The sequence below is a fragment of the Ensifer aridi genome, assembly GCF_002078505.1.
In the GTDB taxonomy this organism is placed as follows: domain Bacteria; phylum Pseudomonadota; class Alphaproteobacteria; order Rhizobiales; family Rhizobiaceae; genus Sinorhizobium; species Sinorhizobium aridi.
The window spans coordinates 1-25,757 of sequence record NZ_LUAV01000041.1; the positions used below are offsets into that span (position 1 = coordinate 1).

Annotated in this window: 23 protein-coding genes and 1 pseudogene; 18 read left to right on the top strand and 6 right to left on the bottom strand. The window is 62.8% G+C overall.

All coding sequences use genetic code 11. The features are described 5' to 3' along the window. Positions 1 to 202, top strand: a pseudogene (locus AYK65_RS30740) (pca operon transcription factor PcaQ); the annotation flags it as partial. A 30-nt stretch (positions 203 to 232) separates the two neighbouring features. Here the strand turns inward: AYK65_RS30740 and pobA are convergent. The 3 genes from pobA to AYK65_RS30755 form a co-directional block, all read right to left on the bottom strand. Further along, on the bottom strand, positions 233 to 1,405 hold the full coding sequence (gene pobA / locus AYK65_RS30745; protein WP_081163154.1) for a 4-hydroxybenzoate 3-monooxygenase: 1,173 nt from the start codon (positions 1,403 to 1,405) through the stop codon (positions 233 to 235). 154 nt (positions 1,406 to 1,559) lie between these two features. Then, complete coding sequence (ggt, locus tag AYK65_RS30750) at positions 1,560 to 3,305, bottom strand: gamma-glutamyltransferase (RefSeq protein WP_026616984.1); 1,746 nt, start codon at positions 3,303 to 3,305, stop codon at positions 1,560 to 1,562. Positions 3,306 to 3,417: 112 nt separating this feature from the next. Beyond that, positions 3,418 to 4,080 carry a sulfite oxidase-like oxidoreductase gene (locus AYK65_RS30755; protein ID WP_081163156.1) on the bottom strand — a complete coding sequence of 221 codons (663 nt, stop codon included), beginning with the start codon at positions 4,078 to 4,080 and terminating at the stop codon, positions 3,418 to 3,420. A 260-nt stretch (positions 4,081 to 4,340) separates the two neighbouring features. On the opposite strand from AYK65_RS30755, the gene AYK65_RS30760 reads away from it, so the two are divergent. The 4 genes from AYK65_RS30760 (at position 4,341) to AYK65_RS30775 (ending at position 9,034) form a co-directional block, all read left to right on the top strand. Beyond that, on the top strand, positions 4,341 to 4,778 hold the full coding sequence (locus AYK65_RS30760) for a VOC family protein (protein ID WP_046117282.1): 438 nt from the start codon (positions 4,341 to 4,343) through the stop codon (positions 4,776 to 4,778). Positions 4,779 to 5,300: 522 nt separating this feature from the next. Beyond that, positions 5,301 to 6,386: a glycosyltransferase gene (locus AYK65_RS30765; protein ID WP_026616980.1), complete on the top strand. Its 1,086-nt coding sequence runs from the start codon at positions 5,301 to 5,303 to the stop codon at positions 6,384 to 6,386. Positions 6,387 to 6,392: 6 nt separating this feature from the next. Then, positions 6,393 to 7,574: a glycosyltransferase gene (locus AYK65_RS30770; protein WP_081163157.1), complete on the top strand. Its 1,182-nt coding sequence runs from the start codon at positions 6,393 to 6,395 to the stop codon at positions 7,572 to 7,574. Then, on the top strand, positions 7,571 to 9,034 hold the full coding sequence (locus AYK65_RS30775; RefSeq protein ID WP_026616978.1) for a lipopolysaccharide biosynthesis protein: 1,464 nt from the start codon (positions 7,571 to 7,573) through the stop codon (positions 9,032 to 9,034). Before AYK65_RS30770 ends, AYK65_RS30775 begins: the two co-directional genes overlap by 4 nt. Here AYK65_RS30775 and AYK65_RS30780 read toward each other — a convergent pair. After that, positions 8,969 to 10,315 carry a polysaccharide pyruvyl transferase family protein gene (locus tag AYK65_RS30780; RefSeq protein WP_046117284.1) on the bottom strand — a complete coding sequence of 449 codons (1,347 nt, stop codon included), beginning with the start codon at positions 10,313 to 10,315 and terminating at the stop codon, positions 8,969 to 8,971. The genes AYK65_RS30775 and AYK65_RS30780 overlap by 66 nt on opposite strands. Before the next feature lie 565 nt (positions 10,316 to 10,880). On the opposite strand from AYK65_RS30780, the gene AYK65_RS30785 reads away from it, so the two are divergent. From AYK65_RS30785 to AYK65_RS30825, 9 genes are all read left to right on the top strand, one after another. Continuing rightward, positions 10,881 to 11,510 carry a response regulator transcription factor gene (locus AYK65_RS30785; RefSeq protein WP_026616976.1) on the top strand — a complete coding sequence of 210 codons (630 nt, stop codon included), beginning with the start codon at positions 10,881 to 10,883 and terminating at the stop codon, positions 11,508 to 11,510. Between the two features lie 177 nt (positions 11,511 to 11,687). Then, complete coding sequence (locus AYK65_RS30790; protein ID WP_081163159.1) at positions 11,688 to 12,878, top strand: aminotransferase class V-fold PLP-dependent enzyme; 1,191 nt, start codon at positions 11,688 to 11,690, stop codon at positions 12,876 to 12,878. Between the two features lie 19 nt (positions 12,879 to 12,897). Then, complete coding sequence (locus AYK65_RS30795; RefSeq protein WP_081163160.1) at positions 12,898 to 13,842, top strand: HpcH/HpaI aldolase/citrate lyase family protein; 945 nt, start codon at positions 12,898 to 12,900, stop codon at positions 13,840 to 13,842. A 14-nt stretch (positions 13,843 to 13,856) separates the two neighbouring features. After that, positions 13,857 to 15,041 (top strand): malate--CoA ligase subunit beta, encoded by a 1,185-nt coding sequence (locus AYK65_RS30800; protein ID WP_081163162.1) that lies wholly within the window; start codon positions 13,857 to 13,859, stop codon positions 15,039 to 15,041. A gap of 13 nt (positions 15,042 to 15,054) precedes the next feature. Beyond that, positions 15,055 to 15,954: a succinate--CoA ligase subunit alpha gene (sucD, locus tag AYK65_RS30805; protein ID WP_026616972.1), complete on the top strand. Its 900-nt coding sequence runs from the start codon at positions 15,055 to 15,057 to the stop codon at positions 15,952 to 15,954. Continuing rightward, a complete protein-coding gene (locus AYK65_RS30810; RefSeq protein WP_081163163.1) occupies positions 15,955 to 16,926 on the top strand; it encodes a 2-hydroxyacid dehydrogenase in 972 nt (323 codons plus the stop codon). A gap of 57 nt (positions 16,927 to 16,983) precedes the next feature. After that, a complete protein-coding gene (locus AYK65_RS30815; protein ID WP_026616970.1) occupies positions 16,984 to 18,570 on the top strand; it encodes a BCCT family transporter in 1,587 nt (528 codons plus the stop codon). A 225-nt stretch (positions 18,571 to 18,795) separates the two neighbouring features. After that, positions 18,796 to 19,599 carry a TylF/MycF/NovP-related O-methyltransferase gene (locus AYK65_RS30820; RefSeq protein ID WP_172402090.1) on the top strand — a complete coding sequence of 268 codons (804 nt, stop codon included), beginning with the start codon at positions 18,796 to 18,798 and terminating at the stop codon, positions 19,597 to 19,599. 117 nt (positions 19,600 to 19,716) lie between these two features. After that, on the top strand, positions 19,717 to 20,190 hold the full coding sequence (locus tag AYK65_RS30825; RefSeq protein WP_026616968.1) for a VOC family protein: 474 nt from the start codon (positions 19,717 to 19,719) through the stop codon (positions 20,188 to 20,190). A gap of 85 nt (positions 20,191 to 20,275) precedes the next feature. Here AYK65_RS30825 and AYK65_RS30830 read toward each other — a convergent pair whose 3' ends face one another. Further along, positions 20,276 to 21,031, bottom strand: coding sequence for an IclR family transcriptional regulator (locus tag AYK65_RS30830; protein ID WP_046117288.1), 756 nt, complete (start codon positions 21,029 to 21,031; stop codon positions 20,276 to 20,278). A gap of 174 nt (positions 21,032 to 21,205) precedes the next feature. Here AYK65_RS30830 and AYK65_RS30835 point away from each other — a divergent pair, with 174 nt between their 5' ends. Genes AYK65_RS30835 through pcaF form a run of 3 tightly spaced genes read left to right on the top strand, consistent with a single transcriptional unit; the run spans position 21,206 to position 24,070 of the window. Beyond that, the gene (locus tag AYK65_RS30835) at positions 21,206 to 22,066 is read left to right on the top strand and encodes a CoA transferase subunit A (RefSeq protein ID WP_026616966.1); all 861 of its coding nucleotides are present in this window, start codon (positions 21,206 to 21,208) and stop codon (positions 22,064 to 22,066) included. Positions 22,067 to 22,076: 10 nt separating this feature from the next. After that, positions 22,077 to 22,868 carry a CoA-transferase subunit beta gene (locus AYK65_RS30840; protein ID WP_081163166.1) on the top strand — a complete coding sequence of 264 codons (792 nt, stop codon included), beginning with the start codon at positions 22,077 to 22,079 and terminating at the stop codon, positions 22,866 to 22,868. Further along, positions 22,868 to 24,070, top strand: coding sequence for a 3-oxoadipyl-CoA thiolase (gene pcaF / locus AYK65_RS30845; RefSeq protein WP_081163167.1), 1,203 nt, complete (start codon positions 22,868 to 22,870; stop codon positions 24,068 to 24,070). Before AYK65_RS30840 ends, pcaF begins: the two co-directional genes overlap by 1 nt. 159 nt (positions 24,071 to 24,229) lie before the next feature. Here pcaF and AYK65_RS30850 read toward each other — a convergent pair whose 3' ends face one another. Continuing rightward, positions 24,230 to 24,895 (bottom strand): TetR/AcrR family transcriptional regulator, encoded by a 666-nt coding sequence (locus tag AYK65_RS30850; protein ID WP_026616962.1) that lies wholly within the window; start codon positions 24,893 to 24,895, stop codon positions 24,230 to 24,232. Positions 24,896 to 25,191: 296 nt separating this feature from the next. Between AYK65_RS30850 and AYK65_RS30855 the strand changes: the two genes are divergently transcribed. Next, positions 25,192 to 25,755, top strand: a complete 564-nt coding sequence (locus AYK65_RS30855) for a TRAP transporter small permease (protein ID WP_081163169.1) — start codon at positions 25,192 to 25,194, stop codon at positions 25,753 to 25,755. Positions 25,756 to 25,757 lie beyond the last annotated feature (2 nt).

Below are 25,757 nucleotides of genomic sequence, written 5' to 3' on the forward strand. Positions count from 1 at the left end.
CGATGCCATCTGGATCATCTCGGCCGGCGTCGTCGCCACCGACATCGAGGACGGGCTACTGGCGACGCTGCCGATCGACACCAGCGAAACCAAGGGGCCGGTCGGCCTCACCATGCGCACCGACACGATTCCCTCGCTGCCGCTCTCGATCCTGATGCAGACGATCCGCGAGGCGGCGGGGGCGGTTGCGGCACAAGCATGATCGGCGGGGCGGGTTTACCTGCCCGTGGGGTCAAAACGGCAGCCCTACATAGTTCTCCGCTAGTGCCGTCGCCGCAGCTCGGGAATGGGTGAGATAGTCGAGCTCCGCCTCCTGGATCTTCTGGTCGAAATCGCTCGTGTCCGGGAAGCGGTGCATCGTCTTCGTCATCCACCAGGAGAAGCGCACCGCCTTCCAGACGCGGGCGAGGGCCCGGGCGGAATAGGCGTCGATGCCGGCATTGGAGCGATCCTGGTAGTGCTCAAGCAGGCCTTCGAAGAGATAGTGCACGTCGCTCGCGGCAAGGTTCAGGCCCTTGGCGCCGGTTGGCGGTACGATGTGAGCCGCATCGCCGACGAGGAACAGCCGGTCGAACCGCATCGGTTCGGCGACGAAGGAGCGGAGCGGCGCGATCGATTTCTCGAATGAAGGCCCGGTCACCACGCGTTCGGCATGGTGGGCCGGCAGGCGGCGGCGCAGCTCATCCCAGAAGCGCTGATCGCCCCACTCCTCGATCTTTTCGCCGAGCGAGCACTGGATGTAGTAGCGGCTGCGCTTGTGCGACCGCATGGAGCAGAGCGCGAAGCCGCGCGGGTGGTTGGCGTAGATCAATTCGTGATCGACCGGCGGCACGTCGGCGAGGATACCGAGCCAGCCGAAGGGGTAGACCTTCTCGAAGCTGCGGATAGCCCTTTCCGGAACGGATCGGCGGCTCACTCCGTGGAACCCGTCGCAGCCGGCGATGAAATCGCCGTCGATGCGGTGCGTGGCACCGTCCTTTTCATAGGTGACGTAAGGCGCGTTACCGTCGAAATCATGCGGCGTTACGTTCGCCGCCTCGTAGATCGACAGCACGCCCGCCTCTTCACGATGGTCCATCAGATCATGCGTGAGTTCCGTCTGGCCGTAGATCGTCACCCGCTTGCCGCCGGTCAGTCCGAAGAGGTCGATGCGGTGATCGCGGCCGTCGAAGGCCAACGAGATCCCTTCGTGCGATAATCCTTCGGCATGCATGCGCGCGCCGCATCGCGCCTCGTCCATCAGCCGAACGGTGCCCTCCTCGAGCACGCCGGCGCGCACCCGGCCGAGGATGTGGTCCTTGCTCGCTCGGTCGAGGATGACATTGTCGATCCCCGCCCCCGCGAGCAATTGTCCGAGCAAAAGGCCGGACGGCCCTGAGCCGATGATGACGACCTGGGTACGCATTATGGTCCTCCCTCGACGCGCTGGCCTGATCGGCGCGAGCATGCCTCGTCCGGAGCGGCGTGCGGCCCCCACGTCCTCATCCGCTCCGGGCGGAAAACCGCCGAGCTTTTTCCGCTCTGACAGTGTCCCATGGGGCCTGCCTTAACGGAGCGTCCTAATACCCCGTCGCCGCGCCGGCGCCGATGCGGCTATCGACGGCGCCGTTATAGCGGGCGCCGCTGCCTTCCTCGATCTCGCTCAAGCTTTCGCCGCCAACGAGTATTCCCGTCGCCTGACCCCAAATCGTCCAGTTCTCGTCGATCTGGACATCATGGCCCATTGCCGAGAGCAGCTTCCGCGTGTCGGGCGAGAGCGCATAGGGCTCCATGAACACCTTGTCCGGCAGCCATTGGTGGTGGATGCGCGGAGCGTCGACCGCCTCCTGGATATTCATGCCATGATCGATCACGTTGATGATCGCCTCCAACGTGATGGTGATGATGCGCGCGCCGCCGGGACTGCCGATCACCATGAAGGGCTTGCCGTCCTTGGAGATGATCGTCGGGCTCATAGACGAAAGCGGCGTCTTGCCGGGCGCGATCGCATTCGCCTCGCCCTGCACGAGGCCGTAGAGATTGGGCGCGCCGGGCTTGGCGGTGAAGTCGTCCATCTCGTTGTTGAGCAGGATGCCGGTTCCGGGCGCGACAACGCCGGCGCCGAAGGAGCCGTTTAGCGTATAGGTGACGGCGACGGCGTTGCCCTCGTCGTCGATGATCGAATAGTGAGTCGTCTCCTTACTCTCGCCGAAACCCTTGGGCATCAGCGCCTCCGAGACGCCGGCTTTGAACGGGTCGATTTTTTCGCGGATCTCCTTGGCATAGGCCTTGTCGACGAGCTTGGCGACCGGGTTCTCGACGAAATCGGGGTCGCCGAGCGCCGTGTTGCGATCGACATAGGCGTGGCGCATCGCCTCGATCATCGCATGCACCGTCTCGGCCGAACCGTAGCCGAGATAGGAGATCGGGTAGCCCTCGAGGACATTGAGGATCTCGCAGATGATGACGCCGCCCGAAGACGGAGGCGGCGATGAGACGATGTCATAGCCGCGGTAATTGCACTTGACCGGCTCGAGCTCGCGCACCTGGTACTGCTCAAAATCCTTCTTGGCGAGGATGCCGCCCTTTTCCGCGCTCGCCTTAACGATCGCGTCGGCGATCGCGCCCTTATAGAAGGCGTCCGCCCCCTTCTCGGCGATCATTGCAAGCGAGTTGGCGAGATCGGTCTGGACCAGCCTGTCGCCGGCAGCGAAGGGTTTGCCGTCCGGTTTCAGGAAGATCGCGGCGGCGGCCGGGTCTTTCGCCAGCCGCTCGGTCTCGCCGTCGAAGGAATCGATGTCGCCCTGCTCGAGCACGAAGCCTTCACGCGCAAGCTTGATCGCCGGTTCGATCAGTTCCTTCAGCGGCCGCGTGCCATAGCGGCTGCGGGCGAACTCGAAGCCCATGACCGGCCCGGGCACGCCGACGGCGAGATAGCCTTCAGTGCTCAGGCCTTTGACGAGGTTGCCCTGATCGTCGAGGTACATGCTCTTGGTGGCGGCGAGCGGAGCGCGTTCGCGAAAGTCGAGAAAGGTCGTCTTGCCGTCCTTGAAGCGGATGGTCATGAAGCCGCCACCGCCTATATTGCCCGCCGTCGGATAGACGACCGCAAGCGCATAACCGACCGCGACTGCGGCATCGACCGCGTTGCCGCCCTTCTTCAGGACCTCGACGCCGATATCGGAGGCGAGATGCTGGGCAGTGACGACCATGCCGTGCTCGGCCTTGACCGGCTCCGGCGAGGCCGCCCTTCCCAATTGCGGCGAAACCGCACCGAACGCGAACAACAGGGCAAAGGACAGGCTTTTCAAGGCGAGATGGCGCATGCTCTCCTCCCGGGCTTGCGCAGAGCAGGGCGCTGCCGCGCTTCATTGAACAAGGTCTTCAACCGTGGACTGTAGCATCAAGGAAAGAGGATCACAGTCAACGTGTGAGTTCTCAATCACCGGAATAGCGCTCTTCGCTCCAGGGATCGCCGCGCATGTGATAGCCGTTCCGCTCCCAGAAGCCTGCGACGTCGGCGGCGCGCAGATCGATGCGCCTCAGCCATTTGGCACTCTTCCAAAAATAGAGATGCGGCACGATGAGGCGCATCGGCCCGCCATGGGCTCGCGTGATCGGCTCACCCTCCCAGGTGGTGGCGAGAATCGCATCCTCGGCGGCAAAGTCGGCAAGCGGCAGGTTGGTGGTATAGCCGTCATAGCTTGTCAGCAGGACATATTCCGCCTCCGGCATCGGCATCGCTTGATCAAGGAGATCGCGGGTGGCGACGCCGCGCCACCGGTTGTCGTAGCGCGACCACGTCGTCACGCAATGGATGTCCGAGAGGCTGTCGCTCTGCGGCAGCGCCTGGAAGGCGCTCCAATCCAGCGAGAGAGAGTTTTCGACGAGGCCCGTCACGTCGAGCCGCCAGCTCTCCAGAGTGAGGTGCGGCTGTTGCCCCAGATCCAGGACCGGCCAGTCCTTGACGAGATGCTGCCCGGGCGGAAGCCGGTCCGTTTCGGGACGCGCAATGCGGCCGGTCAGGAACTTGCCCGCCGCCGCCCAGCGCCGCTTGGTGGAGGTCAACTTGGTTTCCGGCGCCTGTTCGTCCTCGGCCATGATGCACCCGTCGCTCTGTTTTAAATTGCTGAACGTGACCTTGGACGGCCGCCGCGTCAAGCAAGCGGTTGGGTCACGTAGGGCTAAGAGGCCGTTTGAAAACGGGGTGGCCGTTCGAGGCGTTCCATGATTCAAGCTTCTGATGTGGACAGCAGCGAATTGCGCCCCCGGATGGCCGCCGGCGTTTAAGGCACCTCAAGCGTCCGTTGTTAGACTAGGTGACGCGTTCTAGATTGGAACGACACTTTGGAGATTGAAACATGGCGCTCAAGCGGATGGACAACGTAGGAATCGTCGTCGAAGACCTCGGAGGGGCGATTGATTTCTTTCGCGAACTCGGCCTCGAGCTCGAAGGGCGGGCCACGATCGAAGGAGAATGGGCCGGACGTGTCACTGGACTGGGCGATCAGCGTGTCGAGATCGCCATGATGCGCACACCGGACGGCCACAGCCGGCTCGAGCTCTCCCGCTTCCTCACGCCGCCTGTCGTCGCAGATCACCGGAGCGCCCCGGTCAACGCCCTGGGCTACCTGCGCGTCATGTTCGCCGTGGACGACGTCGACGAGACGCTTGAAAGGCTCCGCACGCGCGGCGCGCAGCTCGTAGGCGAAGTAGTCCAGTATAAAGACGCGTATCGGCTCTGCTACATCCGTGGGCCTGAAGGGCTTCTCATCGGACTCGCCCAAGAACTCAGCTGAGCGCAATACGAAGACAAATGGCAGAGTGACCAACGTCAGCGAGCGCGTCCGAGGCCGACCCGCCTGTTCGAGGGCCATCCCTCCACGGTCGGCCGCGTTCTCTGCCCGCATCGACGTGTCAGCAGCCATGATCCATGTCGCCATGGGCGGTCTTCTGCTCCAACGTATCAGCCACTGACGTTCTCAAACGGACTCTAAGCCTTTTCAATCAGCTCGGCCGGTGAAGCCCGGTTGACGGTGCCGTCGTGCCGTGACACTATGCTGCAGTGCAGCAATGCTGCGCGCCTCGCTCGTACTATTTCCCTGCTCGATGGAGGATGACCTCTTGCGGCTGGATGGACGCAAACACCCACTCGGGCTCGTATGTCCTCGCCAAGACGCCGTCGGGTATCGCAGGTTGCGCGCCCGATACTGGCCGACCCAACAATTGCCGTCATTCTGGAGTTGATGCGCTTCGCCTTACCCATTTGGGAGGGCGGAAGCGGTCACGGCGAAAACGTCTCTATGAAGGAGAACAGCGGTATGAAGGTTCTGTTTGCCGGCGGGAATGGATACTATCCGGAATTCAGCGGCGGCGTTCAATCGAGCACCCACCACCTCGTCCAGCAATTGCGCGACCGCGGCCACGAAGCAGGCGTTCTGGCCTCCCTTTTCGGCGATGGCTTCTTCGGATTCAAGGCGCGCGTAAAGCTGAAATTGTCCGGGGGCCGCGGCGTCCTCGACAACTTTCCCGGATACCCCGTCGTGCGCGCCTGGCATCCCTGGGAAGCGGCTGCTTTCGCCGTACAGAAGCTCCAGCCCGATGTCGCCGTTGTGCAGTGCCACAAATCCGTGCCGATCGGAAAGGCCCTCCAGGTGCACAACGTGCCGCTGGTCGTCTATCTCAGAAACGTCGAGTTTCACGAGCTCGCCGGGGACCTCAGGGAATTGAACTCCGCCTATTACATCGCGAATTCGGAATTTACCGCCAGAGCCTACAAGCAGAAGTTCGGCATCGACACGGTCGTCATCCCGCCGACGATCAATCCCGAAGCTTACAGGACCCCGACGACACGGGAATATGTAACTTTCATTAACCCCTACAAGGAAAAGGGGTTCGAACTGGCGGTTCAGATCGCCGAACAGTGCCCCGACATTCCTTTCCTGTTCCTCGAAAGCTGGAAGCTCGCCGACGACCACCGGGCGGAGATCGAGAAGATCATCGCGCCACTGAAGAACGTTCGGCTGGAAAGCCGTACGAGCGACATGAAAACGGTGTACGGCCGGACGAAAATCCTGCTTGCGCCGAGCAAATGGGAGGAGGCCTGGGGTCGGGTCGCTTCCGAGGCCCATTGCAGCGGCATTCCGGTGGTCGGTTCAAGCCGCGGCGGATTGCCGGAAGCCATCGGCGAGGGCGGCATCGTTCTCGATTACGATGCGCCGCTCGAAGAATGGACCGGCGCCGTCCGCAGGCTTTGGAGCGATGACGTCGAATATCAGCGGCTGTCCACGGCCGCATCGAAATTTGCCGAGCGCCCGCTGATGCAGCCCGCGCGACAGTTCGCCGCCTTCCTCGAGGTTCTGGAGCGCGCCGCGCAGAGCCGCCCCGCAGCACTCAAGGCATCCTGAGACGGCATGCGCGTCGGTTTTGTCGTCGGTCAGTTTCCGCAGCTCTCGGAAACTTTCGTCATCGGCCAGATGGCCGGCCTGCTGCGCCGTGGTTTCGAGGTCGATGTCGTGTGCAACGGGATCACGGATTATGACTTTCCGGACCGCAAGCAGGAGCCGCTCGCAACCCTTCTTGCGCGAACGCGCGACTGGTGGGGCGCGGCGGCGCACTTCCGGGCGTCCATAGAGCGACTGCCAGCGAAACTGCGCGACAAAGTCTCCACCGTGCTCGACATCTCGTCAGCCGCAAGCCTCAATCGATGCGACGTCATCGTCGCGCATTTCGGGCACAACGGCGCCCGCGCGGCGCGGCTCAAGAAATGGAAGCGGCTAAAGCCGCCGATCGTCACGATCTTCCACGGCTACGACGTCGGCGTCCCCCTGCATGAACGGGGCCTCGGACGCTATAACGATCTGTTCCAGCACGGTGCGCTGAGCCTCACCGTGAACGACCATTTTCGCGACGTTCTGGTGAAGGCCGGGGCACCTGCCGAGAAGGTCGCCGTCCACCATATGGGAATCGACCTCAACAAGATCCCCTACGAGTGGAAATCCTGGCGCGACACGCCGCTGCAATTGATCTCCGTCTGCCGGCTGGCCGAAAAGAAGGGCGTGGAGTTCGCGCTGCGCGCGCTCGGGAAACTGCGTGCCGACGCCCCGGGACTCGCCTGGCACTACACGATCATCGGCGACGGCCCCTTGCGGCAAAGGCTCCAGGCGCTTGCATCCGAACTCGACATTGCCGAGCAGGTCTCCTTTCTGGGTGGTCTTCCTCACCAGGAGGTCAAGCAATGGCTGCACCGCTCGCATGCCTTCGTCCTACCGAGTGTCACCGCCGAGAACGGCGATGTCGAAGGCATACCTGTGGCGCTGATGGAGGCGATGGCGGCCGGATTGACAGTGGTCAGTTCCTACCATTCCGGAATTCCGGAGCTGATCGAAGACGGCAAGACGGGCTTCCTTGCAACCGAACGGGACGTCGACACGCTCGCGGCCCGGCTGCGCTTCATCGCCGAACATCCGAACGAATGCGAGAGCATAGCCCTCGCAGCAAGAAGGAAAGTCGAGGCCGAATTCAACATGGAGCGGCTCGACGACGATTTCGCCGCCATCCTCAGCCGGTTCGCAGAATCGAGGCAGGTCGCTTGAGCGCAGAGAAAATCCAACTCGGCCGCACCGCCCTGCGCGGCGGTCTGGTGACAGGCGGCGCGCAGGCCGTGCGCATGCTGATCCAGTTCATCTCGGTTATCGTCCTTGCCCGCCTGCTGGTGCCGGAGGATTTCGGCCTCGTCGCCTCTGTCAGTCCGATCGTCGCCTTCGTCGGGCTTTTCCAGAATCTTGGGCTGCAGCAGGCCGTAATCCAGCGCAAGGAAATTGCCGAGACGCAGCTCAATCAGGTTTTCTGGATCAGCACGCTCGTCGGGCTCATCTGCACCCTCGTCGTCGTCGCGCTTTCTCCCGCCGCCGCCGTTTTCTACAACGATCCGCGCATGACGGCGATCACGATTGCTGCGGCCGCCCCCTTGCTGCTCGGAAGCCTCGCGGCACTGCCACTCGCCCTTTTGAACCGGCACCTGAAGTTCGGCCAATTGGCTTTGAACGATGTCTATGCGGCTGTCGTGGGGCTCCTTGTCACCGCCGCAGCCGCCTATCTCGGCATGGGCTATTGGTCGCTGGTCATCGGCCCCGCGGCCTCTGCCGCCGTCGCGCTTCTGGCGGCCTGGTGGGCCACACGGTGGATGCCCGGCCGCCCTGATGTCCGGATCGATCGCGACATCATCTCCTTTGGCGCCAATCTCACCGGCTTCAATCTTGTCAATTTCTTCTCGCGCAACCTCGACAATATCCTGATCGGCAAGTTCTCCGGACCGGTCGAGCTCGGCTATTACGACCGCGCCTATAAGCTCCTGCTTTTCCCGTTGCAGAACATAACCCAACCCCTGTCGCGCGTGATGATTCCGCTGATGAGCCGCATCCAGGAGGATAAGGCACGCTTCCGCGACATATACCTGCGGACCAACTGGCTGCTGGCGATGGTCACGATGCCTGGTATCGCGGCGCTGACCTTGGCCGCCCAGCCGACCGTCAGCATCCTCTTCGGCGAGCAATGGCTGCCGGTCGCACCGATTTTCGCTTGGCTCGGGATCGCGAGCCTGATGCAGCCGGTCTCGAGCACAACGGGTTGGCTTTTCATCTGCCAGGGCGATACCAGGACGATGTTTCGCTGGGGCATCTATTCGTCGCTGACGACGGTGCTTTCCTTCTTCGTCGGTCTGCAATGGGGCGCCGTCGGAGTCGCGGCCGCCTATGCAATCAGCGGCTACGTCCTGCGCCTTCCGGTGCTTGCCTGGCTGCTCGGGCGGCTCGGCCCCGTCTCGTCGGTCGATTTCATGCTCGTCCAGGGCCTCTTTCTTCTGTCGGCCCTGGCGGCCTGGGTCAGCTATCGCCTGCTTCCGGACACGCTGACCGGGAACTCGCCCTTCATCGCCCTCGCTTCGGCGATCTGCCTCAACTACGGACTTGCTTTGCTGCTCGCGCTGCTGTTACGCCAGCCGCGCCAGGTCTTGCTCGAGGTCCTGTCGAAGGGAATGGGAGCGATCCGCCGCTGAGCTTGGCAGCAGGGGGCGGATGAGATCCGCCGCCGACATCGCCGAGGCGTGTTCTTCGAGCACGGCCTTGAGGCTCACGGCACGATAGTGGTCGAGATCGCCAACGAAACGGTCGAGCTTGCCAAGCGCCTCGTCGGGTGTGACCGTGTCGATATCGAGCAGGACATCGTCGACGCCGATGCGCTTGGCGACTTCCTTCGTCTTGAATTCGTAGGCGATCGGCAGCACGGGCGTGCCCACGCAGAGTGACATGATCATCATGTGCATCCGCGTCGACACGACAAAATCGAAATCCTTGACGACCGCCATCAACTGTTCCGGCGTGTGGAATGATGCGTCGACGCTCACGTGGCTTGCGATTTCGGGCTCCAGGCCGGAGACGATCGCATTCGCCGTTTTCGAGTCGTCATGCGCATATTCCGGCACGCCCTGGCAGGTGGAAATGAAGGTGATCTTCTTGCCGTAGTCGCGCACGAGCTTCGTCGATATGGCGCGCACCGAGTCGATGTAGCGGTCCATGCCTCCCTGGCCGCCCTGGACGTAGTGCCAGTGCCGCACGGAAATGCCGACGCGGCCGGTCGGCGCCGGCGGGCGGCCGATCGTCAGCAGCGCCTTGATCCGCTCCACGTCAGCAAGCGCAAAGACCGAATCCGCAACGACGTGGCACTTTGAGGGATCGTCGACGAGATCGAGAATATGGTCGCGCGAACGAACGTCGCGCAAGAGGATCAGCGGGCTGCGGGCAAAGACAGGCGGCAAGTTCCGGCGGTTGTACGGCTTTGCGAAGGGTCCGAGCGACTGCGTGAAGAAGATCGTCTTCTTGCCCAGCATCTCCGCAAGCTTGAACTGGTTGATGCGCCGCTCCAGGGAATAGTTTTCGACGAGATAAGTGCCGCCGGTGGTGATCACCATATCCGCGTCCTTGTACATCGCAAGGCTTTTGCGGTCCTCGTCGGTGAAGAAGCGCCTGTCGAGATAGTTGCCGCTGCCGAGATGACGCAAAGCCTGAAACACGGCCTGATTGTACACCTGCTTCAGCGCATTCTTAACGGTGTTGTCGTCGTATTTGTACTTGAAGATCGATTCCGACGGGAGCTTTCGCAGCTCGATGTCGGGATATTGCTCTTTCGGATAGAGCCGCGCGGCGACCTCCGGCTGGCTGTCGAATACCAGGAATTCCAGCTTGTCCTTGAACACCGATTTCAAGATGTGCCGGATCGCGAGCAGAATTGCCGCATCGCCGGTGTTCAAGCAGACGGTATTTTCGACCACAACTTTCATGTTTCGTCGTCCCCGCGTGAAAGTCATTAACACATGGAAGGAATGCCGCCCGGCTTGCCTCTCTCTGAGGTCCGTTCGCGTCCAATGGGCAACCTGCAACAGGGTTCTGTCGCGAAGTTTTGGTGAATTCATGGCCGATGGATCGATTTTGCCGCAACGCAGCATCAGGGCTATCGCTGCTTCGTGCCAAGCGGCCGTCCGTTCGGACGAAACAGCTCTTAATCCTTCACCCCTTGGAGCGCAGCGATCAGTTCCGAGGTGACGCGGGACGGCGGCTTGTTCGGGGGGGAGTGATCAGCAACGTCTTGAACTCGATCCGAGGATCGAAAGGTTTCACGACCAAGCCATTGCCGTCGTAGATACCAGTCGTTTTCGCTTCAGCCTCAACCGTGCGCGCCCAAGCCGTCGGCTGAGGGGCATTTGCTTCGTTCGTCCGGATTTGGGGGAAGGGAGACGTTTTAGGACACGTTTCGTCGCTCGGCGGTGAAATCTGCGCGATTTGTGATGTTACTGTTCCGGCCATCGCTGATGGGTGCATGTCACGGCATAAGACGCAGGGAGGCACATGTCGCAGGAGGGTGGAGGCCGGGTTTTGGTCGCGGAGCGCAACCCCTTGGTGATCGCAGCTCTCCGCGGACTTTTTTCCGAAAATGCCAGGTTTTCCATCGTCGATACGGCGCGGACCTCTGCCGAACTCTGCGAGAAGCTTGCCTCCGTCGAGACGGACTGCGTGCTGCTCAGCTGGCAGCTCGACGATGCCGAGGCACCCGAGGTACTCGCCGACCTCGGCAGGTTCGGGCTCGAGCCTCGGGTCGTTCTCTTTGCCGACACCGACATTCCTTCGGTCGTCAACGAGGCGATCCGGTTCGGTGTCAACGGTCTCTGCTATCAGTTCGAAGATCCTGAAATCCTGTTCGCGACGCTTACCGCCGTGATGAAGGGCCGGATCTGCATTCCCTACACAGTACTCTCGAAAGTCTCGAACACGCCGTTCCAACAGCTCACCTCTCGTGAAAGCGAGCTGCTCGGCATGCTGGCCAATGGTTGGACCAACATTCAAATCGCCGCCAGAACAGGCATTTCCGAGAATACCGTGAAATACCACCTCAAAAATCTGTACGACAAGCTCGAGGTGCGCAACCGCGCCATGGCGGTCGCCCTTTACACCAAGGAGCGGCGGCGCAACCCGGATTGACTACCTGCGGGTAGTCTTTTCCTACCCATTCTTCCCAAGCGACCACCCATCAGGGCCACTCCTGCGCTGCCCGTCGGGCATTCTTTTCTGCCTGAGCGAGTGTTGTGCGGAGATCACCCGAAAGGCAGCTTTGGACCCGAGGAAACGCTGTCCGCGGACGCAGCCATTGGAGGAACGATGTCAGGCTACAATCATCTCTTCATTCCGGGCCCCACCAACATTCCCGAACAGGTTCGCCAGGCGATGAACCTGCCAATGGAAGACATGCGCTCCCCGCGGTTTCCGGAGCTGACATTGCCGCTCTTTGCCGACGTGAGGAAGGTCTTCAAGAACCAGAACGGCCGCGTATTCATCTATCCCTCGTCCGGCACCGGCGCGTGGGAAGCGGCGATGACCAATGTACTCTCCCCCGGCGATCGCGTGCTGATGAGCCGCTTCGGCCAGTTCTCGCATCTCTGGGTCGACATGGCCGAACGCCTCGGGTTTGAGGTCGATTGCCTCGATATGGAATGGGGCACGGGCGTACCGGTCGAGCTCTACGCCGAGCGTCTCGCCGCCGACAAGGCGCACGAGATCCAAGCAGTGTTCGTGACGCACAATGAAACCGCGACGGGCGTCACTTCGGACGTTGCTGCGGTGCGCGCGGCGCTCGACGCCTGCGGCCATCCGGCGCTGCTCTTCGTCGATGGCGTCTCCTCGATCGGATCGATCGATTTCCGCCAGGACGAATGGCGCGTCGATTGCGCCGTATCCGGTTCGCAGAAGGGCTTCATGCTGCCCGCTGGCCTCGGCTTCCTCTCGGTCAGCGAGAGGGCGCTCGAAGCCGCCAAGACCGCGCGCCACATGCGCTGCTACTTCTCCTTCGACGATATGATCAAGGCCAACGACACGGGCTATTTCCCCTACACCCCGCCGACGCAGTTGCTGCGGGGCCTCCGTGCAGCGCTGGATTTGATGTTCGAGGAAGGCCTCGAGAACATCTTCGCCCGCCACCACCACCTTGCCAACGGCGTCCGCGCCGCCGTCTCCGCCTGGGGCCTCAAGCTTTGCGCGACCGAGCCGAAATGGCATTCGGACACCGTCTCGGCGATCCGTCTGCCCGAAGGCGTCGACGGCGCCGAGGTCATCCGCCACGCCTACCGCACCTACAATACCTCGCTCGGCAGCGGCCTCTCCAAAGTTGCCGGCAAGGTGTTCCGCATCGGCCATCTCGGCTCGCTCAATGAAGTGATGGTGCTCGGTGCACTCGGTGCCGCCGAGCTCACGCTGCTCGATTGCGGCGTGAAGATCGAGCCGGGCTCGGGCGTGGGCTCGGCGATCAAGCAGTTCCGCTCCGCCGCCACGGCGTCAACCGCCAAGGCAGCCTGAAAACGAAGGAGAGGAATCTATGAGCCATACGATAAACCATCTCCGCCGGCTGCGCCTGCAGCGCAGCGAACTCGCCGTCCCGGGCTCTAACCCCGAGATGATCGAGAAGGCCGCCAATTCCGACGCCGACTACATCTTCCTCGATATCGAGGACGCCGTTGCCCCGCCGGACAAGGAACGCGCCCGCGCAAATATCGTCGCCGCGCTGAACCAGATCGACTGGCGCGGCAGGGGCAAGACGATCTCGGTTCGCATCAACGGGCTCGACACCCACTACATGTATCGCGACATCGTCGACCTCATGGAGCAGGCGGGCGATCGCATCGATACGCTGCTCGTGCCGAAGGTAGGCGTGCCGGCCGACCTCTACATGGTCGAGGCGATGGTCAATCAGATCGAGATCGCCAAGGGCTACAAGACGCGCGTCGGTCTCGAGGCGCTGATCGAGACGGCGCTCGGCATGGCCAATGTCGAAGCCATCGCCTCCTTCGGCGGACGGCTTGAAGCGCTGCATTTCGGCGTTGCCGACTACGCCGCGAGCCTCAAGGCCCGCACCGTCAATATCGGCGGCCTCAACCCCGACTATCCGGGCGACCAGTGGCATTTCGGCCTGTCGCGGATGACGGTCGCCTGCCGCGCCTACGGTCTGCGCGCCATCGATGGCCCCTTCGGCGATTTCTCCGATCCCGAGGGCTACAAGGCGGCTGCACGCCGTGCTGCGGCCCTCGGCATCGAAGGCAAGTGGGCGATCCATCCGAGCCAGATTGCGCTCGCCAACGAGATCTTCTCTCCGCCGGAGAAAGAGATCGACCGCGCCCGTCGCATCATCGATGCGCTGAAGCTCGCCGAGAGCCAGGGCAAGGGTGCGGCCTCGCTTGACGGCAAGATGATCGACGCCGCCTCGGAACGCATGGCGCGCAACGTGCTCGCCACCCATGAAGCAATCACCGCCGGCCGCCGCTGAAGGGGAGAACCACCATGGACATTCACGAATATCAGGCCAAGGAACTTCTCTCCCGGTATGAGATCGATATCCCGCGCGGCGGCCTCGCCTATAGTCCCGAGCAGGCGGCCTATCGTGCCCGGGAGATCGGCGGCGACCGATGGGTGGTCAAGGCGCAGATCCATTCCGGCGCACGCGGCAAGGCGGGCGGCATCAAGCTCTGCTCGTCCGACCACGAGATCGTCGAGGCCGCCGACTCCATGCTCGGCCGCACGCTCGTCACGCACCAGACCGGGCCGCAGGGCAAACTGGTCAGCCGCCTCTATATCGAAGAGGCGATGGATATCGCACGCGAAATCTATCTCGGCTTCGTGCTCGACCGCAAATCCGAGCGCATCATGATCGTCGCCTCATCTTCGGGTGGCATGGAGATCGAGGAGATCGCCGAGGCGGAGCCCGATTCCATCATCCGCGCGACCGTCGATCCGGGCGTCGGCATGCAGGACTTCCAGGCGCGAGAGATCGCATTCGGGCTCGGCATCGACAATGCCCTGATCGGCCGCGCCACGCAGACGCTGCTCGGCTGCTACCGCGCCTTCGTCGACTATGACGCCTCGATGCTGGAGATCAATCCGCTGGTCGTGACCCGCCGGGGTGACCTCGTGGCGCTCGACGCCAAAATGAGCTTCGACGAGAACGCACTCTTTCGTCGCCCGCATATCTCCGAGATGCGTGACAAGAGCCAGGAGGATCCGCGCGAGACCTACGCGTCCGACCGTGGGCTCTCCTATGTCGGCCTCGACGGTAACATCGGCTGCATCATCAACGGTGCCGGCCTCGCCATGGCGACCATGGACATGATCAAGATCGCCGGCGGCGAGCCCGCGAACTTTCTCGACATCGGCGGCGGCGCCTCGCCCGATCGCGTGGCGAAATCCTTCCGCGCCGTGCTGCACGACAGACAAGTCGAGACGATCCTCGTCAACATCTTCGCTGGCATCAACCGCTGCGACTGGGTGGCGGAAGGCGTGATCAAGGCGTTGCGCGAAGTCGGCGTGCCGGTTCCGCTCGTCGTCCGCCTCTCCGGCACCAACATGGAAGAGGGCCGGCGCATCCTCGCCGAATCCGGCGAAAACATCATCGTCGCGGAAACGCTGGCCGAAGCTGCCGACAAGGCAGTCGCCGCATGGCGGTCGTTCACCGCCGGCAAGGCTGCTTGAGGAGGCCTAAGACATGTCCATTCTGCTCGACAAGAACACCCGCGTCATCGTCCAGGGCTTCACCGGCAAGATCGGCAGCTTCCACGCCGAGGACATGAAGCGCTACGGCACAAACGTGGTTGGCGGCGTCACCCCCGGCAAGGGCGGCCAGACCCATCTCGGCATGCCGGTCTTCAACACGGTGAAAGGCGCCGTGCAGGAAACCGGCGCCGATGCCTCTATCATCTTCGTGCCGCCGCCCTTTGCGGCCGACTCGATCATGGAGGCGGCGGATGCCGGCATCCGGCTCTGCGTCTGCATCACCGACGGCATCCCCTCCCAGGATATGATCAGGGTCAAGCGATACATGCGGCGCTACCGCTTCGAGGACCGCATGACCCTGATCGGCCCGAACTGCGCGGGGATGATCACGCCCGCAGAGGCGATGATGGGCATCATGCCGGGGTCGATCTATCTCCCCGGCCGCATCGGCATTGTCGGCCGGTCCGGCACGCTCGGCTATGAGGCGGCGAGCCAGATGAAGGCGCTTGGCATCGGCGTGTCGACCTCGGTCGGTATCGGCGGCGACCCGGTCAACGGCTCGTCGTTCAAGGACATGCTGGAGCTGTTCGAGCAAGATCCGGACACGGACGCGGTGCTGATGATCGGCGAGATCGGCGGCCCGCAGGAGGCGGAGGCCGCTCTCTGGGCGCGCGACAACATGAAGAAGCCGCTGATCGCCTATATCGCCGGCCTTTCTGCGCCGAAGGGGCGACGCATGGGGCATGCCGGCGCAATCATCTCCGCCTTCGGGGAATCGGCGCAGGAAAAGGTCGAGATCCTAAAGAGCGCCGGGGTCACCATCGTGCCGACTCCCTCGTCCTTCGGCGAGACGGTGGCGGAAGTGCTATCGGCCATGACCAAGGCGGCCTGAATGGAAAAGCCCCGCGTGCTCGTGACCCGGCGCTGGCCTGCAGAAGTGGAGCGCGTGCTCGCCGCGCGCTTCAACACCACATTGAACGAGGAAGACAATCCCCTGACCGAAGCGGAGCTTGCGGCGGCGCTCATCAACTTCGACGCCGTCCTGCCGACGGTCAGCGACCGCCTGCCGTCGGCGATCTTCGACCAGCCAGCGATGCGCACGAAGATCCTCGGCAATTTCGGCGTCGGCTTCAATCATATCGACGTCAGGGCCGCGCAAGCGGCCGGCATCGCAGTCACCAACACGCCGGGCGTGCTGACCGATTGCACGGCCGACATCGCGCTCACGCTGATGCTGATGGCCGCCCGCCGTGCGGGCGAGGGCGAGCGGCAGCTCAGGGCGGGTAAATGGAAGGGCTGGTGCCCGACCCACATGCTGGGCAGCCAGCTGGCCGGAAAGACGCTTGGCATCATCGGCATGGGGCGGATCGGCAAGGCCACCGCCCGCCGTGCCCATTTCGGCTTCGGCATGAAGATCGTCTTTTTCAATCGCTCAGCGGTCGACGACGATGAGACGCGCGCGATGAAAGCTTTGCAGATGAAGACGATCAACGAGGTGCTGGCAGCGAGCGACTTCGTGTCGCTTCACTGCCCCGGCAGCGCCGAGAACCGGCATCTCGTGGATGCACGACGGCTCGCAGTGATGAAGCCGGGCGCCTTCCTGATCAATACGGCCCGGGGTGATGTCGTCGATACGACAGCCCTCGTCGAGGAGCTGAGATCAGGGTCCATCGCCGGCGCCGGTCTCGATGTCTACGAGGGTGAGCCGTCGGTGCCCGCCGGCCTCACGGCTCTGGAAAACGTCGTGCTCCTGCCGCATCTCGGCAGCGCGACGGCCGAGACACGCACGGCAATGGGGATGAAGGTGGTCGAGAATATCACTGCCTTTTTCGACGGCCGCGATCCGCCGGACAGGGTCGCATGAGTGGCTTGGCTGCCCGGTAGCAGCGGCGGCCAAGAGGGTAATTGGGAGGAAGAAAAAATGGAGCCATCACGAGCTAGTCAGATCGATCCGGCCGTATTCTGGCCGGCCATTTTCATCATCTTGGGGTTTGTCGGCTGGGGGACGGTGTTCCCTGAAGACCTGTCCTCGATCTCCAAGGTGGTTCTCGACGCCATCATCTCCGGCTTCGGCTGGGGCTTCGTCGTCTCCTCGGCCGGCTTTCTGGTCTTCGCACTTTTCCTGGCGGTCAGCCGCTTCGGCAAGATTCGGCTTGGACAGGACGACGAGCGACCGGAATTCCGCACCGCCTCGTGGATCTGCATGATGTTCAGCGTCGGCATGGGCATCGGCCTGATGTTCTGGGGCGTCGCCGAGCCTATCTACCATTTCGCCAGCCCTCCGCATGGGCAGGCGGCGCCGAAGAGCCTCGAAGCGGCTCTCCTCGCGATGAAGTACTCCTACTTCCACTGGGCACTTCACCCCTGGGCGATCTATGCGGTGGTTGGCTTGGTCATCGCCTATTTCACCTTTCGCAAAGGAAAGTCGAACCTGATTTCGGCTGCCTTCACGCCGATCCTCGGCGAGGCCGCAAGCGGGCCGATCGGCAAGGCGATCGACGTGCTTGCGCTCATCGCCACGCTGTTCGGAACCGCAACGTCGCTCGGCCTTGGTGCCCAGCAGATCAACAGCGGCATGAACTTCCTCTGGGGAACGGGCGTTTCCAACGTCATCGCGCTGACGATCATCGGCGTCATGACGGTGCTGTTCATTCTCTCGGCGGTGTCCGGCGTGGGCAAGGGGATCCAGTTCCTCTCCAACATGAACATGATCATCGCAATGCTGCTGCTGGCATTCCTGGTGTGCATCGGACCGACGATCTTCATCTTCAACACCTTCACGGAATCGCTGGGCTTCTATCTGAGCGACCTCGTGTCCATGTCGTTGCGCACAGCCGCCTTCAGCGACGGCAACTGGCTCGGAAGCTGGACGATCTTCTACTGGGCCTGGTGGATCTCCTGGGCGCCCTTTGTCGGTGTCTTCATCGCCCGCATCTCGCGCGGCCGCACGATCAGGGAGTTCGTGATCGGCGTGCTCCTCATCCCGAGCGGCGTAACCTTCATCTGGTTCACGATCATGGGCGGCACTGCGCTCCATTCCGAACTCTTCGGTGCCGGCGGGATCGTCGATGCCGTCAACAATCAGGGCGCGGCAGTCTCGCTCTTTGCCCTTCTGGCGCAGTATCCCTTCGCCTGGCTGACGTCGTTGATCGCGATTTTCCTGGTCGCCATCTTCTTCATCTCGGGCGCAGATGCAGGCGCGGTCGTGATGGGAATGCTGTCGTCACGCGGGGCACTGGAGCCAAGGTCTGGCGTTGTCGTTCTTTGGGGCGTGCTTGCCGGCGCCTCCGCGGCGGTGCTTCTCGTCATGGGCGGACTGCAGGGCCTCCAGACCGCGTCGATCATCGCGGCTGCACCGTTCCTGGTGGTGATGGTCGGGCTTTGCATTTCGCTGTGGCATTCCCTCCTCGACGAGCTTGAAGAGGGAAAGGCGCGGCGGCCTCTCCCGACATCAGCCATGCCGGGTACGGTCGACGTTGCCCCGCTTGCGCCTGAGGCAGTGCCGTAAGCTGAAATCACTTGGAGCTATTCCAGGAAAGGTGTGTACGGTTTCCCGTCCGGAATTGCGTAGTTTCAAACAGTTGGATCATTTCACTGTTTGAGGTGATCCAGCTGCACGGCCGGCCCACGGGGGCCGGCCATGCAGCAGGCAAGGAGCCGAGCCACTTACCCGAACCACTGGAAAGCGCGGTAACGATCCATCTTGGGATGCGGCAAAATGTGAATGGTTTGCTTGGCCAGGCGGTTGCACATCAGGACGGGCGAATCGATAAAGGAGCGAAAGCGGAGACCGTTGGGGGGAAAAGTGCCCTATTTGAGCTCTGTTATATGGCGTACGCGCCGCATGCTTGAAGCTTCCCGGTTGAGTGCCACGGCGCGGTCGGTGCGGCGAGAGCGCCTTACCTACCTCTCGCTTCGGAAGCTGAGACGTCTCGAGACAGCGCTGAAGGAAGTTCTGAAAGAGAATGTGCCTGGCGACATAGCCGAATTCGGCATTGCCCTGGGCGGAAGCGCCATCATCCTGTCCAAGAAAGCAACCCGCCATGGACGCCGCTTTCACGGCTTCGATGTTTTTGGAATGATTCCCCCACCTCAATCGGCGAAGGATGGCCAGAAAGCAAGGGACCGTTACAAGACGATCGCGAGCGGAGAATCAAAAGGACTCGGCGGCGAGCTTTACTATGGCTATCGCGACAATCTTTACGATGAAGTCTGCCGCTCCTTCACGAAGTATGGCCTCGCCGTCGATGGGCCGATGGTCAATCTTCATAAGGGACTATTCGAGAAAACCCTCCCGGCGGCAGGCATAGAGAAGATCGCCTTCGCTCACATCGACTGCGACTGGTATGATCCGGTCAGCTATTGCTTGAATGGGCTGGCAGACCGGATAAGTTCGCGCGGGGTCATCGTGATCGATGACTACCACGACTACGAGGGATGCCGAACGGCGACAGACGAGTTCCTGCGGGCGCGTCCCGACTTCGCATTCGAAGATGGAGAAAACGTCGTGCTACGCCGGACCAGACTCAATGGATGAATGCCCGCATCTGGTCTGGAAAGCGGCAGCCCTGGCGAATCAGCCTGACTGTGAACCGCCTGCGAGTGCGCCGGAAATCTTGAACTAGCTCAAAAGCGAAAGGGACAAGCAATGGCCATCGCCAAGAACACGATCTGCCTATGGTACGACAAGGATGCCGAGGCTGCAGCCCGCTTCTACGCCGAGACTTTTCCGAACAGCTCGATCGGTGCCATCTTCCGAGCTCCCAACGATTACCCGTCCGGCAAGGAGGGCGACGTGCTGACGGTCGAATTCACCGTCGCCGGCATCCCGTGTATCGGCCTCAATGGCGGGCCCATGTTCAAACATAGCGAAGCCTTCTCATTCCAGATCGCCACCGACGATCAAGAAGAGACCGACCGCTATTGGAACGCCATCGTCAGCAATGGCGGTCAGGAAAGTGCGTGCGGTTGGTGCAAGGACAAATGGGGCGTCTCGTGGCAAATCACGCCGCGCGTGCTGACGGAGGCGCTGGCTGCCGGCGGCGATGAAGCAAAACGCGCGTTTGTCGCGATGATGGATATGGGGAAGATCGACGTCGCCGCGATCGAGGCGGCTCGGCGCGGCTGACGGCCACGCAAACGTTCGCTCTCTCCACCGAAAGCGAAGCCGAGTCTCAGGTGCCGAATGCGGATTTTTCGGAACAGAGACTCGGCTACTGTACCAGCGGCCGCAGTGCCGCCTGCGTCTCTTTAAGCAACAGCAGGTAGCGCTCCGCCAGTTCAGCGGCCGCGACGTGGGCCGCGGGAGCGCCGATATTGAGCGCGGCAATGACCTGGTTGCGCGCGTTCATCAGCGGCACCGCGATCGAGCATAGCCCGAGCTCGAGTTCCTGATCGATAATCGCATAGCCTTGCGCGCGAACCCGGCTGAGCTCCGTCATCAGTTCCTCCGGATCGGTCTTCGTTTTCGGCGTATTGGCCCTCAGCTCCGAGCGGGCGAGGATGGCGCGCGCTTCCGGCTCGGGAAGCGCGGCCAGCAGGACGCGGCCCATCGAGGCGCAATAGGCGGGAAGGCGCGAGCCCGGCGTCAGGTTGATGGACATCACCCGGCGCTGCGAGGCGCGTGCCACATAGACGATCTCTGTGCCGTCCAGCACAGAGGCGGAGGCGCTCTGGCCGGCCTTTTCCGAAAGCTGGTCGAGATAGGGCTGGACGATCGTCGGCAGCGGCGTCGCCGAAAGATAGGCGTGGCCGAGCCTCAGGATCCTCGGAGTGAGCGTGAAGAACTTGCCGTCGTAGTCGGCATAGCCGAGTTCGGAAAGTGTCAGCAGCGACCGCCGGACCGTCGCCCGGTCGAGTCCGGTGATCTTCGCGGCGTCCGCGATCGAAAGACGCGGCTGCGCCTCGCCGAAGGCTTCGATCACCCGCAAGCCGCGGGCAAAGCCGCTGACGAAATCCGTTTCCCGCATGACATCTCCTGCCGTTTCACCTCCATCGTGTGCGATATACGAACAAAAGTCAAATATCGCACAAAATGTTTGACGGCCCTCGAAACTGCGCGCTTATTACCAGCAGCCGCCGCTGCCGAATGCCGCCGTAAAAGGCCATCGGCAGGCCGGCAATAAAACGAAGGGAGGGCTTTAATGGCTCGTATCGTGTCGCTCGCCCAAGCGGTGGCGGAGAACGTCAGGGATGGCGATACCGTCGCCATGGAAGGATTCACGCATCTGATCCCCTATGCCGCCGGCCATGAGGTGATCCGCCAGGGCAGGAAAGACCTGTTCCTCGTGCGCATGACGCCGGATATCCTCTATGACCAGCTGATCGGCGTTGGTGCGGCGCGCGGCATGAAATTCTCCTGGGGCGGCAATCCCGGCGTCGGCTCGCTGCACCGCTTCCGCGACGCGGTCGAAAATCAATGGCCGCGACCGCTCGAAATCGAGGAGCATTCACATGCGGCGATGGCGAACGCCTACGAGGCGGGCGCTGCGAACCTGCCCTTCGCAACGTTGCGCGGCTATATCGGCGCCGACCTGCCGAAGGTGAACGCCAACATCAGAAGCGTCACCTGCCCCTTCACCGGCGAGGTGCTCGCCGCCGTGCCGGCGATCCGGCCTGACGTGACAATCATCCACGCGCAGCGCGCCGACCGCAAAGGCAATGTGCTGATCGAAGGCATCGTCGGCGTGCAGAAAGAGGCGGTGCTGGCCGCCAAGCGGTCGATCGTAACGGTCGAGGAGATCGTCGACGAACTCGCGCCGCCCTCACCCAATTCCGTCGTGCTGCCGAGCTGGGCGGTGACCGCGGTCGCCCATGTGCCGGGCGGCGCCTTCCCCTCCTATGCGCATGGCCATTATCCGCGCAACAACGCCTTCTACATCCGCTGGGATGAGATTTCCCGTGACCGGGAAACCTTCGCCGCCTGGATCAGGGAGAACGTGCTTGATGCGACGCCGGAAGACTTCGCCCGCCATGCCGCAATAATCGCCGCCAAGGTTGCCTGAGGAGTCGACGATGACGGATTTCACCGCAAACGAAATGATGACGATCGCCGCGGCCCGCGAACTTTCCAACGACGACGTCTGCTTCGTCGGCATCGGCGCGCCCTCTGCCGCCTGCAACGTCGCGCGGCTGACGCATGCGCCGGACATCACGCTGATTTATGAGAGCGGCACCGTCGGCACCAAGCCGGACGTCCTGCCGCTCTCGATCGGCGACGGAGAGCTCTGCGACACGGCGCTCTTCACCGTCTCGGTGCCGGAAATGTTCCGCTACTGGCTGCAGGGCGGCCGCATCACAACGGGCTTCCTCGGCGGCGCGCAGATCGACAAATTCGCGAACCTGAACACGACCGTCGTCGGCCCTTACGAGCATCCCAAGGTCCGCCTGCCGGGCGGCGGCGGCGCGCCGGAGATCGCTTCCAATTGCGGCCGCATCTTCATCACCATGGCGCTGACGAAGCGCGGCTTCGTCGAGAAGCTCCCCTTCGTCACCTCGATGGGGCATGGCGAAGGCGGCAACCACCGCGAGAGGCTCGGCCTGAAGACAAACGGGCCGACCCGCGTCATCACCGATCTCTGCGTTCTCGAGCCGGACCCGGAGACAAAGGAACTGACCGTCGTCTCCACCCACCCCGGCGTCAGCCGCGAGCAAATCATCGAGAATTGCGGCTGGCCGATCAAATTCGCCGAGATCGTCATCGAGACGCCGGCACCGACGGAAACGGAGCTTTCTGTGCTGCGCGACATCAATGCCCGCACCAGGAAGGCCCATGCGAGCACCGGTACGGCAAAGGAGGCCGCCTGATGCGCGAAGCTTACATTTGCGACTATATTCGCACGCCGATCGGCCGCTTCGGCGGCTCGCTTGCCGCCGTGCGCGCCGATGATCTCGGCGCCATCCCGCTGAAGGCGCTGATGGAGCGCAATGGCTCCGTCGACTGGGGTGCGGTCGACGACGTGATCTTCGGCTGTGCCAACCAGGCGGGCGAGGACAACCGCAATGTCGCCCGCATGTCGCTGTTGCTCGCGGGCCTGCCCGTCTCCGTCCCCGGTACGACGATCAACCGGCTCTGCGGCTCCGGCATGGATGCCGTGATCACCGCGGCCCGCGCGATCAGATCCGGCGAGGCGGAGCTGATGATCGGCGGCGGCGTCGAATCTATGTCGCGGGCGCCCTTCGTCCTGCCCAAGGCCGAGAGCGCCTTCTCGCGCCATGCCGAAATCCACGACACGACGATCGGCTGGCGCTTCATTAATCCGCTGATGAAGGCGCAATACGGCGTCGATTCGATGCCGGAGACCGGCGAGAACGTCGCCGAGGCGTATGACGTCTCGCGTGGGGATCAGGACGCCTTTGCCTTACGCAGCCAAGCGAAGGCCGCGGCCGCCCAGGCGAACGGCCGTCTCGCCAAGGAGATAGTTGCGGTCACCATTCCGCAGAAGAGGGGCGAGCCGGTCACAGTTGACCGCGACGAACATCCGCGCGCTACGACCATCGAGGCGCTCGCCAAGCTGAAGGCGCCGTTCCGCGAAGGCGGTACCGTCACCGCCGGCAATGCCTCCGGCGTCAACGACGGTGCGGCGGCGCTGATTATCGCCTCCGAAGAGGCGGCGAAGAAACACGGGCTCAGACCCATTGCCCGCATCCTTGGCGGCGCGACCGCCGGCGTGCCGCCGCGCATCATGGGAATCGGCCCTCTCCCCGCCTCGCAAAAGCTGATGGCGCGGCTCGGCATGACGCAGGACCAGTTCGAAGTCATCGAGCTCAACGAGGCTTTCGCCAGCCAGGGCCTGGCGGTGCTGCGTGAACTCGGGATCGCCGACGACGATCCCCGGGTCAACCGCAATGGCGGCGCGATCGCGCTCGGCCACCCGCTCGGCATGTCCGGCGCCCGCATCACCGGGACTGCGGCGCTGGAACTCGTCGAAACGGGCGGACGCTACTCGCTCTCCACCATGTGCATCGGCGTCGGCCAGGGCATTGCGGTCGCGCTGGAGCGGGTGTAGTTCGGCGAGCCGCGGAGCCAGCAGTGAACGAGAGGTTCTTGCGCCTGGGAAATCAGGCACAGAATGGGTGAGACTTCGATCGCTTTCCACACCTGCGACTGGGGCTTGGGTCAGGCCCCACCCTAGACTAGTGGGGCTGCTCGTCGCCATTCAGGGGGGTTACGGACGCGCCGCCTCGCCCGCCCCCTTGCATTTCAAATAACTCACCACTGCATCCGCAATCATCGTCCGATGCCGCTCGATCGTTTGCGGCTCAGACAGGTCGCGGCGGAATATCGTGCCGAAAGTGTAGCGGTTCGAGACGCGGAAGAAGCAGAAGGCGCTGATCAGCATATGGATGTCGATCGGGTCGGCCTTGCGGCGGAAGGTGCCGTCGGCAAGGCCACGCTCGATGATCGCCTCGATCATCTGGATCACGGAGACGTTCAGGTCGCGGATAGCCTCGGAACGCATCATGTGCGCCGCATGATGGATGTTCTCGATGCTGACCAGGCGGACGAAGTCGGGATTTGCCTCGTCGTGGTCGAAAGTGGTGGCGATCAGCGTTCTGAGCGCTTGTTCGGGCGGGAGATTGGCGAGCTCCAGATCGGCCTCCAGCGTGCGGATCTTGCGATAGGAACGCTCCAGCACGGCGAGGTAGAGCGCCTCCTTGCTACCGAAGTAGTAATAGATCATCCGCTTCGAAGTGCGGGTACGTTCGGCGATCTGATCGACGCGTGCGCCTGCCAGGCCATGCGTCGAAAATTCCTCCGTCGCCACGTCCAGAATGTCTTCCTGGGTTCGCTGCGGATCGTTCTTCCTGCCGTTTGTCTGCCGCTCCGCCATTGCTCGGCGCTGCCCCGCTCTTCCTCAAGCCCTTGCTTCGTCGACCTTATTGCCAGAACGCGCAGCGTCGAACCACGGACCTCCCAGGCGATACATCAAGACATATTCACCTTGCCTTTTCCTTTCAACCTCGGCGGACTTGATTTTCCGAACTAGTTAGTACATTTTGATCTCAGACATGCCGAACGCTGCGGAGGAGCGCGGTTGACGGCGGCCGGGCCGCTTGCCCGGCCGTGAGAAAGCTTGCGAGAGGGGCGCCTGCCGCCCTCACGCTCGCCTGCCGCTGGGAGGAGCGAATGGCCCGCATCATCGATTTCTATTTCTTCGTGCTGAAGGTGACGATCGCCCTTTTGCTTGCCGGCATGGTCGTGCTCGTCTTCGGCAATGTCGTCCTGCGCTACGCCTTCAACCAGGGCATCACGGTTTCCGAGGAGCTGTCGCGGATGTTCTTCGTGTGGCTCACCTTTCTCGGCGCCGTTGTCGCCATGCGCGAACACGGCCATCTCGGCGTCGACTCGCTCATCAAGCGCCTGCCCCCCGCCGGGGCCAAGGCTGCCGTCCTTTGCGGTCATGCGCTGATGCTCTATGCGACCTGGCTCATAATCAGCGGGAGCTGGACGCAGACGCTGATCAACCTGCACGTTGGCGCCCCGGCGACCGGCATCTCCATGGCCTTCTTCTACGGCGCCGGTCTCGCCTTCGGCATTCCGGCTTTCCTGATCCTGCTCGCCGACGCCTTCGCCATTGCAAGTGGCCGCATCGACGTGACGACGGCCGAGCTCGTGCGCGATAGTGAGGATGAGGCGGCGCTCGACGATCTGCCTTCGCCCGCGCCCGGGCAGCTCTCGCCGAAGCATTGAGG

Bases quoted from the DNA above. Each gene is read 5' to 3' on its own strand.
- AYK65_RS30755 (WP_081163156.1), bottom strand. From the start codon at position 4,080: ATGGCCGAGGACGAACAGGCGCCGGAAACCAAGTTGACCTCCACCAAG.
- AYK65_RS30815 (WP_026616970.1), top strand. From the start codon at position 16,984: ATGGAGCCATCACGAGCTAGTCAGATCGATCCGGCCGTATTCTGGCCG.
- AYK65_RS30785 (WP_026616976.1), top strand. From the start codon at position 10,881: ATGTCGCAGGAGGGTGGAGGCCGGGTTTTGGTCGCGGAGCGCAACCCC.
- AYK65_RS30765 (WP_026616980.1), top strand. From the start codon at position 5,301: ATGAAGGTTCTGTTTGCCGGCGGGAATGGATACTATCCGGAATTCAGC.
- AYK65_RS30835 (WP_026616966.1), top strand. From the start codon at position 21,206: ATGGCTCGTATCGTGTCGCTCGCCCAAGCGGTGGCGGAGAACGTCAGG.
- AYK65_RS30855 (WP_081163169.1), top strand. From the start codon at position 25,192: ATGGCCCGCATCATCGATTTCTATTTCTTCGTGCTGAAGGTGACGATC.
- pobA (WP_081163154.1), bottom strand. From the start codon at position 1,405: ATGCGTACCCAGGTCGTCATCATCGGCTCAGGGCCGTCCGGCCTTTTG.
- AYK65_RS30795 (WP_081163160.1), top strand. From the start codon at position 12,898: ATGAGCCATACGATAAACCATCTCCGCCGGCTGCGCCTGCAGCGCAGC.
- sucD (WP_026616972.1), top strand. From the start codon at position 15,055: ATGTCCATTCTGCTCGACAAGAACACCCGCGTCATCGTCCAGGGCTTC.
- AYK65_RS30830 (WP_046117288.1), bottom strand. From the start codon at position 21,031: ATGCGGGAAACGGATTTCGTCAGCGGCTTTGCCCGCGGCTTGCGGGTG.
- ggt (WP_026616984.1), bottom strand. From the start codon at position 3,305: ATGCGCCATCTCGCCTTGAAAAGCCTGTCCTTTGCCCTGTTGTTCGCG.
- AYK65_RS30780 (WP_046117284.1), bottom strand. From the start codon at position 10,315: ATGAAAGTTGTGGTCGAAAATACCGTCTGCTTGAACACCGGCGATGCG.
- AYK65_RS30760 (WP_046117282.1), top strand. From the start codon at position 4,341: ATGGCGCTCAAGCGGATGGACAACGTAGGAATCGTCGTCGAAGACCTC.
- AYK65_RS30800 (WP_081163162.1), top strand. From the start codon at position 13,857: ATGGACATTCACGAATATCAGGCCAAGGAACTTCTCTCCCGGTATGAG.
- AYK65_RS30850 (WP_026616962.1), bottom strand. From the start codon at position 24,895: ATGGCGGAGCGGCAGACAAACGGCAGGAAGAACGATCCGCAGCGAACC.
- AYK65_RS30810 (WP_081163163.1), top strand. From the start codon at position 15,955: ATGGAAAAGCCCCGCGTGCTCGTGACCCGGCGCTGGCCTGCAGAAGTG.
- pcaF (WP_081163167.1), top strand. From the start codon at position 22,868: ATGCGCGAAGCTTACATTTGCGACTATATTCGCACGCCGATCGGCCGC.
- AYK65_RS30770 (WP_081163157.1), top strand. From the start codon at position 6,393: ATGCGCGTCGGTTTTGTCGTCGGTCAGTTTCCGCAGCTCTCGGAAACT.
- AYK65_RS30840 (WP_081163166.1), top strand. From the start codon at position 22,077: ATGACGGATTTCACCGCAAACGAAATGATGACGATCGCCGCGGCCCGC.
- AYK65_RS30790 (WP_081163159.1), top strand. From the start codon at position 11,688: ATGTCAGGCTACAATCATCTCTTCATTCCGGGCCCCACCAACATTCCC.